The organism is Erwinia sp. CGal63, from assembly GCF_037026505.1.
Lineage (GTDB): Bacteria > Pseudomonadota > Gammaproteobacteria > Enterobacterales > Enterobacteriaceae > Erwinia.
The window spans coordinates 48952-63060 of record NZ_JAKUMN010000002.1; the positions used below are offsets into that span (position 1 = coordinate 48952).

At 56.8% G+C, this 14109-nt stretch carries 8 protein-coding genes; 2 read left to right on the forward strand and 6 right to left on the reverse strand.

What is annotated here, in order from left to right; all coding sequences use genetic code 11:
- Positions 1 to 20 precede the first annotated feature (20 nt).
- The gene (locus tag MKZ79_RS08985) at positions 21 to 5546 is read right to left on the reverse strand and encodes a glutamate synthase-related protein (protein WP_336141431.1); all 5526 of its coding nucleotides are present in this window, start codon (positions 5544 to 5546) and stop codon (positions 21 to 23) included.
- Positions 5547 to 6419: 873 nt separating this feature from the next.
- On the opposite strand from MKZ79_RS08985, the gene arcB reads away from it, so the two are divergent.
- Entirely contained in the window at positions 6420 to 8753 is a 2334-nt protein-coding gene (arcB, locus tag MKZ79_RS08990) for an aerobic respiration two-component sensor histidine kinase ArcB (RefSeq protein ID WP_336141432.1), read from the forward strand.
- Between the two features lie 874 nt (positions 8754 to 9627).
- Positions 9628 to 10347, forward strand: a complete 720-nt coding sequence (mtgA, locus tag MKZ79_RS08995; RefSeq protein WP_336141433.1) for a monofunctional biosynthetic peptidoglycan transglycosylase — start codon at positions 9628 to 9630, stop codon at positions 10345 to 10347.
- 142 nt (positions 10348 to 10489) lie between these two features.
- Here the strand turns inward: mtgA and npr are convergent, their stop codons facing one another.
- From npr to rpoN, 5 genes are all read right to left on the reverse strand, one after another.
- A complete protein-coding gene (gene npr, locus MKZ79_RS09000) occupies positions 10490 to 10762 on the reverse strand; it encodes a PTS phosphocarrier protein NPr (RefSeq protein WP_336141434.1) in 273 nt (90 codons plus the stop codon).
- Positions 10759 to 11613, reverse strand: a complete 855-nt coding sequence (gene rapZ, locus MKZ79_RS09005; protein ID WP_125287083.1) for an RNase adapter RapZ — start codon at positions 11611 to 11613, stop codon at positions 10759 to 10761. The genes npr and rapZ overlap by 4 nt, the downstream gene beginning before the upstream one ends.
- A 63-nt stretch (positions 11614 to 11676) precedes the next feature.
- Complete coding sequence (gene ptsN, locus MKZ79_RS09010; RefSeq protein ID WP_336142166.1) at positions 11677 to 12159, reverse strand: PTS IIA-like nitrogen regulatory protein PtsN; 483 nt, start codon at positions 12157 to 12159, stop codon at positions 11677 to 11679.
- 193 nt (positions 12160 to 12352) lie between these two features.
- The gene (gene hpf / locus MKZ79_RS09015; protein WP_336141435.1) at positions 12353 to 12640 is read right to left on the reverse strand and encodes a ribosome hibernation promoting factor; all 288 of its coding nucleotides are present in this window, start codon (positions 12638 to 12640) and stop codon (positions 12353 to 12355) included.
- 22 nt (positions 12641 to 12662) lie between these two features.
- Complete coding sequence (gene rpoN, locus MKZ79_RS09020) at positions 12663 to 14096, reverse strand: RNA polymerase factor sigma-54 (RefSeq protein ID WP_336141436.1); 1434 nt, start codon at positions 14094 to 14096, stop codon at positions 12663 to 12665.
- Between the last annotated feature and the right edge of the window lie 13 nt (positions 14097 to 14109).

A 14109-nucleotide genomic window follows, 5' to 3' on the forward strand; every position in this document is an offset into this window, starting at 1 on the left:
ATCTAAACATGAGCCGGCCATCAGGAAAGTTTTCCGACGGCAGCAGCGATCTCCGGCAGCGCGGCACGGGCGAACAGCTCTTCGAAATCCGGCAGTCCTCCCAGCACTTCGCGGTTGCGCGCGTCCTGATAAATAATCCAGCCATAGGTTGCCAGGCTGTCCATTGAGCGAACGTTGCGCTGCGTCAGCGCCGCTTTATAGTCCGCCATACGTTTCGCCGCGATCAGGCAGGCAAGCTGATCGTCGCTGTAGTTCTCAATCGCCGAGCGCGCGTGACGCTGCAGTTTGCTGACCAGCGAGAAATCTTCCGTCATCAGCAGATTGCGCACCGCTTTTTGCACCGCCTCGCTGTCCACGGAAGTGCCTTTAGGCAGGCGTGAGAGCGCCAGCTGCTGCGCGAAGCTGAGCACCGTATAGTTGTTCAGCAGCACAAACATTTCCGGCGTGTCGGTCGCGCCGTAAGCGGGCACCGCGCCGTTAGCGATGGTGGTCTTGTTGCGCCAGGCCGCTTTAAACTTCGCGACCTGATGAGCCGCCATCGCGGTAGAAAGCTCTTCCAGCAGATCCTTGCGCGTTTTCGCTTTCAGGATCTCTTTGCCGTCCTGATAAAGCAGCAGCGAGCGCGGCATCACGTAGACAAAATGCTGACATTCGCTTTCCCAGTGCTCCAGCAGCCAGGCGGCGCGCGGCGAACCGGTCGCCTCAAGATGCCAGCGCAGCAGGGTCAGCACCGCTTCCTTGTGCGTTCTGGCCATCTCATCGTTATCGGCGATGGAACCGAACAGCACCGAGTCGCCCGCGGCATGGCTGGCCAGCTTGCGGTAGGGGTCATACTGATAAGCGAAGCCGCCGCTCATGCCGTTGCCGAAACCGGTGCCGAAGGTGCCGAGGTTCAGCACTGCGCCATTGGTCATATATTCGCAGCAGAAATCGCCTACGCCTTCCACTACCGCCGTCGCGCCCGAGTTACGCACGGCGAAGCGGTCGCCCGCCTGACCCTGCACAAACAGGCGTCCGCCGGTAGCGCCGAACAGCGCGAAGTTGCCGATCAGCACGTTGCCTTCTGCGTCCTGCGAACCGCCGCCTGGCGACGTCACCGCGATTTCGCCGCCGCACTGGCCTTTGCCTACGCCGTCGTTACAGGTGCCGCGATGCTTCAGCTGCATACCGTCATTGCAGAAAACGCCAAAGGACTGGCCCGCCGAGCCGGAAGTGGTGATTTTCACCGTTTCCGGCGCCAGGTAATGGCGGCCCCGATCGTCCACCAGTACGGCAGGCATCGCGTCCAGCTCCGCTTTGCTCAGCTTGTGGTTGAGCAGGCGTTCGATATCGATAGCCAGCTGTCCGCCGACGCTTTTGTTGCGGTTGTTCAGCGTCACGCCGTCGCCCAGTCCGATAACGCTTTCCGTCGCCAGCACGCGCTCGACCTGCGCGATCCAGCTATCGTCCAGCTCGAAATCTTTTTCCAGATAAACTGGCCTGGCGATTTTAATTTCCGGCACTACGGTCAGCATGGCGCGCAGATCCAGCTTGCCCACTTCCAGCGGATGATCCATCAGGTGCAGTAGATCGGAGCGGCCGCGCGCCTCGCGCAGTGAACGCAGGCCCAAACGTGCGAGGATCTCGCGTACCTCGTGCGCCACGTTGATAAAGTACTGTGCCAGCTGGCGCGGATCGCCGTCAAAGGCTTCGGCATTGGTAGTCAGACCGGCCGGGCACTTCACGTTGCAGTTTTTCGCCATTACGCATTTCAGCATCATCAGCGCGGTGGTGCCGAACTCGAAGCTGTCGCTGCCCAGCAGCGCGGATTTCACTACATCGCTGCCGGTCTGCTGCGCGCCGGAGCTACGCAGCTGCACTTTTTCGCGCAGGCCGTTGGCGCACAGCGCCTGATGCACTTCCGCGATGCCGATTTCCGCCACGCGGCCGGTATATTTCAGGCTGGTGACCGAAGCCGCGCCGGTGCCGCCGGTATTGCCGGCCACGTTGATCACGTCCGCGCCCGCTTTCGCCACGCCGACGGCGATGGTGCCGATGCCTTCGGACGAAACCAGCTTAACGATCACGCGTACGCGCGCCGCTTTACAGTCGTGGATCAGCTGGGCCAGATCTTCGATCGAGTAGGTGTCGTGGTGCGGCGGCGGGGAAACCAGTTCTACGCCAGGCGTGCCGCCACGCGCCGCCGCTATCTCTACGGTCACTTTAGCCGCGGGCAGCTGGCCGCCTTCGCCGGGCTTCGCGCCCTGGCCGATTTTTATCTCCAGCTCTTCCAGCATCGGATCGGCCAGATAAGCCGCCCAAACGCCGAAGCGGCCGGAAGCGAGCTGCTTAATGCGCGAGGCGCGGATGGTGCCATGGCGCGAATAGTGCTCGCCGCCTTCGCCGCAGTTGCTCATGCCGCCGACCATGTTGGTGCCGTGCGCTACTGCCTCATGGGCGGGCGCTACCAGCGCACCGTGGCTCATCGCGCCGGAAGCGAAGGTGCGGGTAATCTCGCTGGCTGGCTGTACCTCGCTCAACGGCAGCGAAGGCGAAGTAGTGAACATGCGCGACAGATAGTCCGCCGCCTTGCCGTTGGCGACGATTTGCAAGCCGTCCGCCGTGACTTCACCGCTGGTAATCTCATCACCAAAGCGGCCTTTCAGCGCGCCAAGCAGGGCAGAAAGGCGTTCGATTTCCGTTTTCAGTCCTGCGATGGTGTCGGACAGGCGCAGCGTAAAGCGGCCTGCGCTACCGTCGGTAGCTTCGCACAGCAGGCCACGCACGGCGAAACCGTTGTTAATTAGCGAATAGCGGCCCAGCTTGCGGGAAAACTCCGCTTCGCTGTCCACGTGGGTCAGATCCGCCGGGAAAGTCAGAATATCGCGCAGCGCCGCCGGACGGCGCTTACGCTCCGCCTGCATCTGGCTGGAGAACTCGCGGTAGTCCGGCGTGATGGTAAAGCTGTCGATAACCGCATCCGGGATGCGTTCGAAGCTGCTGTCGGCAAAAGAGTCCGCTTTGATATTGAAGGCGTTATCCAGTTTGGCCAGCGTCAGCAGGCGAATAAACTCATCTTCTTCGCGCGGCTTGTCGGCGAAGCGCAACGGCTGCTCCGTCATATCGATAAAAGTACGCACCGCGATGGTGCCGTAGGAGTGGCCTGCGCCTTCGGCACGCTCTTTAAACAGGCCCAGCAACGGCACCTCTGATTCGCCCTGAATTTTCAGCGCGCTCTGGTGCCAGTCCACGGCCATCTGCGCGATGGTGGCGAAGCCCGCGCCGCCTACAGGCGTTTTGATATTCGGGAAATACTTCTTCAGCACGCGATCTTCCGTATCCAGGAAGTTCGGCTCGAAGAATTCGCCGCAGCTATAGCTCTCAACGGTGCAGAGGCCCACTTTACCCATGGTTTTCATCAGCGCTTTTTCTGCCGCTTTAGCGTAACGCTTAAAGGCTTTGTTGCCTTCCTCGCCTTCGCCATACTTCTCTTCGGCGCGCATCTGCACGCCCAGCGGATAGATAGCGGAAGCGCCAAAGCCCAGCGCGGCGGCGATATGGTGCGAAGAGATGCTCTGGCCGCTCTCCACCACCAGCGAGACGTCCAGGCGCAAGCCTTCCTGCACCAGACGCTGGTTAATGGCGGAAACCACCAGCAGCATTGGGATAGCGGCGCGTTCGCTTGAAATATGACGGTCGGTGAGCACCGCGATGCCGCCCTGTTCGCGGGCGAAATCCACTACCTGCTGCGCCAGATCGTCAATGGCCTGCTCCAGCGCAGCGGCGTTGGCGACGCGGCTCTGCGCGTCGCTGCCCACCACCGGACGATAGAGCATATCGAAGCGTGCGTAGGGCGCTACGTTCTGCTCGCGCAGCTGCAGCATATCCAGATGCGTCAGAATCGGCGTCGGCACGATGATCTGGCGGCCTTTGCTGCGGCCCAGATGCGGCTTGGCGCCCAGCGCGACGCGCAGCGTCATGCCGTCCGCTTCACGGATAGAGTCCAGCGGCGGGTTGGTGACCTGGGCAAAGCGCTGTGAGAAATAGTGCGCCATGCCGCCTTCATGATCGGAAAGCCCGTTGATGGCGTTGCCGTAGCCCATAGCGGAAATCTTCTCCGCGCCGGTCGTCAGCATCGGGTCCATCATGAACTTAAAGCTTTCCTGGTTATAGTAGTAAGCCACGAAGCGCTGGTAAGTTTTCAGGTCGCCGCCGTAACGCAGAGGCGAGCCCTGTTTCTCGGCGGGCACCACCGGCAGCTCGTTCAGCATTACGCGCGACTGCGCCAGCAGCGCCGGATAATCTTTTTCTGCCGCCAGTTTTTCCAGCGCCTCAAGCGTGGTATAGCTGCGTTTTTCACTGTGATCGTAATAGAGCATACCGCCCGCTTCGATGCGGCCGCGGCGCAGCACGCTTTCCGGCGGGAAGGCGATCTGGCCAGCTTCCGACATAGCGCCGATATAGTCCGCCGTCTCAACCGAACGCAGCGGACGCAGCCCCAGACGATCCAGACGCGCGCCGATCACTTCGCCGTTGCCAAAAATCAGCGCGGCCGGGCCGTCGTTTTTCTCTTCATACAGCGAGAAGTACTCCAGCATCGCGCGTACCTGCGGCGACAGGGTATCGTCGTTTTCCCACGCTGGCGGCATCATTGACACCACGGCGTTGATTAAATCGAGATTATCTTCCATCAGGCGGCTGTGGATACTCTGATCCAGACGCGAGCTGTCGGACTGGCCCTTTGGCCGCACGATCTTCTTGCCGCGCGCCAGCGCCAGCGCCGCTTCCGCGATACGGTTTTTACGATCGGTATTCAGCTCGCCGTTGTGTGCCATCAGGCGGAACGGCTGCGCCATAGTGGTATGCGGATCGGTATTGGTGGAAAAACGGGTATGGAAAAACAGCCCGCGAACCTGATGATCCGGATCGGTCAGATCCTTAAAGTAAGGGATCACCTCGTTTGAGTTCAGGCGGGCTTTGAAAACCTGCGTGCGCGACGAAAGAGAGAGCGGATAGAGGCCGCCAAATTCGCTTTCGGTAAAGGCGCGTGCTTCGATATCCAGCAGAGCGCGGTAGATGCGCTTTTCAAAGGCAAGCTGGTCGGCAACATCGGCTGGAGCGTTGAAAATCCACTGCACGATCGGCAGCTGAAACTGAAGGGCCGCCGGACGCAGTACGCTGGTATCCAGCGGCATATCGCGCTTCAGAATGATTTCCAGCCCGTGAGCGGCCAGCGTCTCTTCTACCAGACCTTCTGCGTTGGCGCGCAGCGCGCCGTCTTTCGGCACGAAAAAGTTGCCGACGCCGAAACGGCCGGCCTGCAGCGGCGCGCCGGTAATTTTACGGAAAAAGTGCAGTGAGATATCGACGTTGACGCCCGCGCCGTCGCCCACGCCTTCGGCCGACATACCGCCACGGTGCGGCACGGTGCAGAGCGCGCTATGCGCCATCTGAAGAATCTCATGGGTCTGCTCGCCGTCCTTACGGGTAATGAAACCGACGCCGCAGCTGTCGTTTTCTTTCGATGGATCATACAGACCATAGGGAAACGCTTGTGGATTGGACATGGCAGACCTCCTGACTTCTTTGACATTACCTGGTTGTTTCAAGCACAGAATGCAATGGAGAGGACTCCCCGGCTCTGTATCATCTTTTTCCTGACTGCTTGTAAATGGGCGACTGTGCGCCGGGCATTATCTCTTCAGGCCTGCCGAAGGGGGCTGCTCGTGAGTTTCCGGGTCTCTGAGAGGAGATAGCCTGGGGAGTCTTCTTGCTGCATAGATATGCCGAGACACTGGCCCGTCAGGAACGCTTCCAGCGAAATTCCAACTTATCGGGAAAGCGAACTCAGGTCAAATGGTGCGCTTAGGGAGGTTTTATCACCTTATATACCCATTAACTTATTGATTATTATATTTTTGTGACAGTTTTTTCTGCCTGAACTTTCGTCACATAAACCCTGCGAATTGTGAGCTGTCTCACTGTAGTGCAGGCCGCAAATCTCTGCACCATGCTGGTGCCGGGCGGATTGCCAGTAGAAAATGCTGTTAAAACCATGTTGATTATTGAAAGCGACTGTTTTTTGGGGTGATGCTTATTTGCATTAATTCCCCCTGCATCATTAGTAAAATTAATCAGGCAAACTTTGATTTTTCTGTCGATCAATATGAATGATTATTCATTGAGTTTTGTTATAAAGCGCGGTGGCAGGCGCTTATCGCTATGAATTGCAAAAGTGGATGATGCACTTCAGGCAAAAACAGAGGGAAAGGTTATGCACGGCTCGAAGAAGAGGATTTCTTCGGCAAGAGTGCGCGGCCGCTGCAGCGTGCCGCCATCCTTTCCGCACTGAATCGGTGCAGCGCAGCCAGGGAGCGGCAAAGTTAATCTTTTACGCTTTTGCGGTATGATTGCCAATACCGCTCTCGAAGGGATCTTTTATGAAACAAATTCGTCTGTTAGCCCAGTATTACGTCGATTTGATGGTGAAACTGGGGCTGGTGCGCTTTTCTCTGCTGTTGGCTTCCGCGCTGGTGGTGCTGGCGATGATCGTGCAGATGGCGGTCACTATGGTGTTGCGCGGGCATGTGGAAAGCATCGATATGGTTCGTTCGGTCTTCTTCGGTCTGCTGATTACGCCCTGGGCCGTTTATTTTCTCTCAGTGGTGGTAGAGCAGCTTGAAGAGTCGCGACAGCGGCTGGCGCGGCTGGTGGATAAGCTGGAAGAGATGCGCCATCGCGATCTTGAACTCAATCAGCAGATGAAAGAAAACATCACCCAGCTTAACCAGGAGATTGCCGATCGTATCAAGGCGGAAAAAGCGCGTCTGCAGGTAATGGATAAGCTGACGGAAGAGATGACAAGGCGCGAACAGGCGCAAATTGAGCTGGAGCAGCAATCCTCTTTCCTGCGCTCGTTTCTGGATGCTTCGCCCGACCTGGTGTTTTACCGCAATATCGACCAGCAGTTTTCGGGCTGCAACCGTGCGATGGAGCTGTTAACGGGCAAGAGCGAAAAGCAGCTGATCGGCCTTACGCCTTACGACGTTTACGATCGCGATGCCGCGACCAAAGTGCTGGAAACCGACGAAAAAGTGTTTCGCCACAATGTCTCCCTGACCTACGAGCAGTGGCTGCAATATCCGGATGGCCGCAAGGCCTGCTTTGAGATCCGTAAAGTGCCCTATTATGACCGCGTAGGCAAACGCAGCGGCCTGATGGGCTTTGGGCGCGATATAACGGAGCGTAAGCGCTATCAGGACGCTTTAGAGAACGCCAGCAGGGAGAAGACCACTTTTATCTCTACTATCAGCCATGAGCTTCGTACGCCGCTTAACGGCATCGTAGGGCTGAGCCGCATCCTGCTGGATACCGAGCTGAACCAGGAGCAGCTAAAATACCTGAAAACCATTCATGTCTCCGCGATCACGCTGGGCAACATTTTCAACGACGTGATCGAGATGGACAAAATCGAGCGGCGCAAGGTGCAGCTTGATAATCAGCCGGTCGACTTTACCGGCTTCCTCGCCGATCTGGAAAACCTCTCCGGGCTGTTGGCTCAGCCGAAAGGGCTGAAGTTCGTGCTGGAAGCCCATCCGCCGCTACCCCATAAAATCATTACCGACGGCACGCGCCTTCGTCAGATCCTGTGGAATCTGATCGGCAATGCGGTGAAGTTTACCCAGCAGGGCAGCATCATCGTACGCGTGGCTTATCAGGGCGAGGATTGTCTGCGCTTTGAAGTGGAAGATTCCGGTATGGGCATTCCGCAGGATGAGCAGGACAAAATTTTCGCCATGTATTATCAGGTGAAAGATCAGCACGGCGGCAAACCGGCCACCGGCACCGGCATCGGACTGGCGGTTTCACGTCGGCTGGCGCAGAGCATGGGCGGCGATATCACCGTCAGCAGCGCGCCGGGTAAAGGCTCCTGCTTTACGCTGACCGTCAATGCGCCACGCGTCGCCATGCAGCACGATGAGGAGCAGCCAGCGGACGATATGCCGCTGCCGGCGCTGCATGTGCTGCTGGTAGAGGATATCGAACTGAACGTGGTGGTCGCGCGCTCGGTGCTGGAGAAGCTGGGCAACAGCGTGGAAGTGGCGATGACGGGCGCGGAAGCGCTGGCGATGTTCGATCCCGAGGAGTTCGATCTGGTGCTGCTGGATATTCAGCTGCCGGATATGACCGGTCTGGACGTGGCGCGGGAAATTCATCAGCGCTACGAAAATCAGCAATTGCCGCCGCTGGTGGCGCTGACCGCTAACGTGCTCAAGGACAAAAAAGAGTACCTGGAGGCGGGCATGGACGACGTGCTGAGCAAACCGCTGGCGGTGCCGGCGCTGACCGCCATCATCCAGAAGTATTGGGACTATCAGCCGCAGGAGTGCGAAGAGACACAGGCATCAAACCCCGATGCGCCCGTGCTGTTGGATATAGCCATGCTGGAGCAGTATATCGATCTGGTCGGGCCGCAGCTGATTGTCCAGAGCCTGGAAATGTTTGAACAAATGATGCCGGGCTATCTGGAAGTGTTGGATCTTAATATGACCGCGCGCGATCAAAAAGGCATCGCGGAAGAGGGGCATAAGATCAAAGGCGCGGCGGGTTCGGTCGGTCTGCTGCATCTACAGCAGCTGGCGAAGCAGATTCAAAGCCCTGAGCTACCGGCATGGTGGGACAACGTACAGGAATGGATAGACGAACTGAAACAGGAGTGGCGCAACGACGTGGCTGTACTGCGGGAATGGGTAACAAAGGCCCAAAAAAAATGACCCCGACCGAGGCCGGGGTGCGCGAATACTGCGCCAACACCAGGGAAATCAAACACCCACGCTATTCTTAAAGTAAGAGTATAAAAGCGCAGGCGCGGTATTGGGTAAAACGCTCAGCAACTACCTTAGCAAAACTCGCATCACATGTTACAAGATTCATTAAAATATGTGATGCTGAGCAGCGTTTCCAGACAGAAAACATTAATTTGGTGATACAGTCAAGCACGGAATGAATTTATTCGCATTGTTGCTCGAATTTTGCACAATTACACCACTTTTTGTGCGGTTTAGATTGACGCCTCACAGTAACCGGTTCCATCAATCGCTAGCACTTATGCTAAAAGAAATTCACCGCAATTGGCAAATATTTAACTCTCTGTAAAGCCTGTTTTTTTTATGAGATGGTGGTCTCCATAAGAAAACGAGGCGGAACGGCAGCAGAGAAACTCTCTGTGAAAGGAAACGCCGATTGATAACCATTTTAAGTAACGTATTTTTTAATAAACGGTCAGGCAGCGTGAGTAAAAAGAAAAAAGCGCAGACGGTTCCAGGAGGCATACCAGAGGCGCTATATGATTAGGTTAGCAGAAGGTAACTCATGGTATTTATAAGTATTGTGAATGGATTTTTTGGCAGCTGCTGCGCCAAACGGCATGGTTAATTGTACCACGCTTCAGGTTCGTTTCGCCAATGGAACCGATTCCTGATGTGCGGAAGTGATTGAAGCAGTTAAGACATTTACAAAATGCTACAGGTTGTAAATTAATGCAAACGGTTACATTCTGGCGCTTTCCGGACGCTTTTAACCGCTTTCTGACGTCTGAGTAACGATGTCTGTTACTGGAATTCATAAGATCATCATGGATAAATTTTTATGAGGCAACGCAAAAAAAACGGCTGGCAACGCTTAAAATCCTGGGCGCTACGGGCGACGATCGCGCTTGCGGTTTTCTGGATCGGCGGGATCCTGCTTTTTTCTTTTTTACCGCTGCCTTTTTCAGCGGTGATGGCGGAGCGTCAGCTCGGCGCCTGGCTAAGCGGCGACTTTCACTATGTCGCTCATTCCGACTGGGTAGAGATGAAAGATATCTCGCCCTGGATGCCGCTGGCGGTCATCGCCTCGGAAGACCAGAAATTTCCTGAGCATTGGGGATTCGACGTGCAGGCGATTCAATCCGTACTGGATAGCGAAGGCGGCAGAATGCGTGGCGCCTCCACGCTGTCGCAGCAGACGGCGAAAAACGTTTTTTTGTGGGATGGTCGTAGCTGGATACGTAAAGGGCTGGAAGCCGGGCTGACGGTGGCGATTGAAACCGTCTGGACTAAGCGCCGCATCCTGACGGTCTATCTGAACGTGGCAGAGTTCGGCGAAGGCGTATTTGGCGTGGAGGAGGCATCGCAGCGCTACTTCCACAAGCCGGCCAGTCAGCTGACCATGGAGGAAGCGGCTTTGCTTGCCGCCGTACTGCCTAATCCGATTCGCTTTCGCGCCGATGCGCCATCGGCCTGGGTACGGCAGCGACAGCAATGGATCCTGAGGCAGATGCGACAGCTGGGCGGAGAAGGCTTCCTGAAAGCGCACGAGCTGCATTAAGAGCGCCACTGAGCCAGGACGGCTAGTGAAAAGTGAGGGCGCGTGAGGAAGACAGAGCGCGCCTGTCGCAAGCGCCGGAAGTATCGGCGGCCCGAGCTGAATAATCCTGCCCGACGCCGCTGAGGATCTGCAGGCGGCAAACCTACTCTTCGTCAAAACCGGCGTTGAACAGCTCGATTACCGCCGCCAGCGCCTGAGTCTCTTCCGGCCCGCTGGCTTCGATCTCAATCTGGCCGCCTTTGGCGGAATCCAGCATCAGCAGCGCGATCACGCTGCTGGCTTCCGCTTCCGTACCGCTCTCGTTACGCAGCAGCACCTCGGCATCGAAACTCTGTACCAGTTCAAACAGCTTCATGGCGGGCCTGGCGTGCATACCCAGCTTGTTTTTGATTTCAACCACTTGTTTAACGGTCATGATTTACGCTTTTCCAGAGTGCGATGGCGGGACTGCACGTTTTTTCCTCGCGAGCGGAAATAGTCGGCCAGCTGTTCCGCTATATAGACCGAACGATGCTTGCCGCCGGTACAGCCGATAGCCACGGTAAGATAGCTGCGGTTGTTGGTTTCCAGCATCGGCAGCCAGAGTTCCAGGTAACTGCGCGTCTGGTAGATAAAATTATGCACTTCGGTATGGCGATCCAGGAAGGCGGCCACCGGTCGATCCAGTCCGGTCATGGGGCGAAGTTTAGGATCCCAGTGCGGATTCGGCAAAAAGCGTACGTCAAACACGTAGTCGGCGTCGATTGGAATGCCGTGCTTGAAGCCGAAGGATTCGAACACCATCGTCAGCTCGCGTTCGCGTTTGCCCAGCAGGCGCGTGCGCAGCATTTCGGCCAGTTCGTGCACCGACATCTCTGAAGTATCGACGATCAGATCCGCCCGTGAGCGAAGCGGCTCCAGCAGATCGCTCTCTTCGTCGATAGCGCTCTCCAGCGAAAGGTTTTTACTGGAAAGCGGATGCAGACGGCGGGTGTCGCTATAGCGCCGGATCAGCGTATTGCGATCGGCATCAAGAAAGAGTAGCTGAGGCGAAAAACTGTCGGGCAGGCCGGTCAGCGCTTTTTCGAAGATTTCCGGCGACTCCGGCATATTGCGCACGTCAATGCTGACGGCTGCCGAAATATTGCGGTCCGCCAGCGATCTGGCCAGCTCCGGCAGCAGCACTACGGGCAGATTGTCCACGCAGTAGAAGCCCATATCCTCCAGCGCCCTTAACGCGACGGACTTGCCGGAACCAGAACGCCCGCTGACGATCATCAGCACCATGACTTTTTCTCCTGATTTGAAGCCTTATCAAAAGGACGGGCCGGCAAGTCGGCCCGGTAAGGCTTAAGAGGTGGCTTCCGGGTTTTCCGCCATAATCTCAAAAAGCTCTTCATCGCTTTGCGCCGCTCGCAGACGACGGCAAACCGTTTTATCGGCCAGGCGCTTCGCCACCAGCGAAAGCGTATGCAGGTGCGTTTTGCACTGGTCGGCAGGCACCAGCAGGGCGAACAGCAGGTCTACCGGCTGATTATCGATAGCGTCGAAGGCCACGGGCTGATCGAGGCGAATAAACACGGCCACCGCGCGCAGCGTATCTTCCACCAGCTTGCCGTGCGGAATGGCGATGCCGTTACCTATGCCGGTGCTGCCCATGCGTTCACGCGTCAGGATCGCTTCAAAGATCGTCTGATGCGGCAAATTAAGCTGTTTGGCCGCCAGCTCGCTGATAATCTCCAGCGCCCGCTTTTTGCTCTGGCAGTGGACGCCGTTGCGGGTGCAGGAAAGGCTCAGTACCGAGCTCAGTTCCAGTGTCAGGTCATTGTTCATCATAGGTTCACTTAGGTCTTCACTTCCGCCTGGCAAAACGGCGCTGCCGGCAGTTAAGCCTGTCGGCAGGCCATCAGTCGACTGCATTATGCCCGTTGATTAACGGCTCGTCTTCTGCAACCAGAAGACGAGCCGGGATAGTTTACGCCATCAGGTAAGCGTGGCGGAAAAATAATCAATGCCTGCAGGACAATTAATGCTGCTTCAACTTGTCTTTATGTTTATTTAGCTGGCGAGTCAGCTTGTCGATCAGGCCATCAATCGCCGCGTACATATCTTTTTCTTCCGAGGTGGCGTGCAACTCACCACCGCTAACGTGTAGCGTCGCATCGGCTATCTGCGTCACCTTCTCTACCTTGAGAACAATATAGACCTGGCTGATACGGTCAAAGTATTGCTCCAGTTTGGCGAACTTAGCCGTAACGAATTCGCGTAAAGGCTCGGTAATTTCAACATTCTGCCCGGTAATATTGAGTTGCATAGGCTCTTCCTTATCTGTTCGTTCAGACCAGCTGTTTGCGCTGGTTTGAGGGCGGGATGGATAAAGACTCTCGGTACTTCGCGACGGTGCGGCGGGCCACCATGATCCCCTGATCGGAAAGCAGTGTGGTCAGCTTGCTGTCGCTAAGAGGCTTGGCGGGATTCTCCGCCGAGATCAATTTCTTCACCAGCGCGCGTATCGCCGTGGAGGAAGCTTCGCCGCCGCCTTCGGTATTCACATGGCTGGAGAAGAAATATTTCAGTTCAAAAATACCGCGTGGGCTGTGCAGGTATTTCTGCGTGGTGACTCGTGAAATGGTCGACTCGTGCATCTCCACGGCGGCGGCGATATCCGCCAGCACCATAGGACGCATAAACTCTTCACCCTGTTCAAAGAAAGCCTGCTGCTGGTCGACGATGCAGCGCGTCACCTTCAGCAGCGTGTCGTTACGGCTTTCCAGGCTTTTAATCAGCCAGCGGGCTTCCTGCAGATTGCTGCGGATAAACTGGCTGTCGCTGTCGCTGCGCGCCGAACCGCCCAGCGAAGCGTAGTGCTGGTTTATCTTCAGGCGCGGCACGCTGTCGGCGTTAAGCTCGACCGTCCAGCGGGCGCCGACTTTGCGCACCAGCACGTCGGGGATGACATATTCCGGCTCGCCGGTATTGATTGACTGGCCGGGACGCGGATCCAGCGACTGAATCAGCTGCATGGCGTTTTTCAGCACGTCCTCTTTCAGACGAGTGACGCGCATCAGGCTGCGGAAATCATGGTTAGCCAGCAGATCAAGATGCTCGCTGACGATCAGCCGCGCCTCTTTCAGCCAAGGCGTCTCATCCACGAACTGCGACAGCTGAACCAGCAGGCAGTCGCGCAGATCGCGAGCGCAGACGCCGATCGGATCAAATCGCTGCACGCGCTTCAGGACGGCTTCGACTTCCTCGGCGGTAAGCTCCTCGTCGCCGATGCTTTCCTGAATCTCCTGCAGCGGCGCGGTCAGATAACCCGTAGGGTCTACGGCGTCGATAATCGCAGTAGCGATAGCGCGATCGGTATCGGTGAAAGGCGTCAGCTCCACCTGCCACATCAGGTAATCCTGCAGCGTCTGGGTGGTTTCGCCCTGATAAACGGGCAGCTCGTCATCGTGATAGTCAGTACCCGTGCCTGAAGGCGTGCCGGCGGTGTAGATCTCGTCCCAGGTGGCGTCGAGCGGCAGCTCTTCCGGCATATCTTTCTGTTCCAGCGCCTCGCGGGTGTCCAGCGCCTCTTTTTCCTGATATTCGCGGCTGTCCACTTCTTCATGAAGATCGGTTTGTTCAAGCAGCGGATTGCTTTCCAGCGCCAGCTGAATTTCCTGCTGGAGTTCGAGCGTAGAGAGTTGCAGCAGACGGATAGCCTGCTGCAGTTGTGGCGTCATGGCAAGCTGTTGGCTAAGCCTGAGCTGCAAACCTTGCTTCATATTCAGGATACTT

Bases quoted from the DNA above. Each gene is read 5' to 3' on its own strand.
- MKZ79_RS08985 (WP_336141431.1), bottom strand. From the start codon at position 5,546: ATGTCCAATCCACAAGCGTTTCCCTATGGTCTGTATGATCCATCGAAA.
- arcB (WP_336141432.1), top strand. From the start codon at position 6,420: ATGAAACAAATTCGTCTGTTAGCCCAGTATTACGTCGATTTGATGGTG.
- mtgA (WP_336141433.1), top strand. From the start codon at position 9,628: ATGAGGCAACGCAAAAAAAACGGCTGGCAACGCTTAAAATCCTGGGCG.
- npr (WP_336141434.1), bottom strand. From the start codon at position 10,762: ATGACCGTTAAACAAGTGGTTGAAATCAAAAACAAGCTGGGTATGCAC.
- rapZ (WP_125287083.1), bottom strand. From the start codon at position 11,613: ATGGTGCTGATGATCGTCAGCGGGCGTTCTGGTTCCGGCAAGTCCGTC.
- ptsN (WP_336142166.1), bottom strand. From the start codon at position 12,159: ATGAACAATGACCTGACACTGGAACTGAGCTCGGTACTGAGCCTTTCC.
- hpf (WP_336141435.1), bottom strand. From the start codon at position 12,640: ATGCAACTCAATATTACCGGGCAGAATGTTGAAATTACCGAGCCTTTA.
- rpoN (WP_336141436.1), bottom strand. From the start codon at position 14,096: ATGAAGCAAGGTTTGCAGCTCAGGCTTAGCCAACAGCTTGCCATGACG.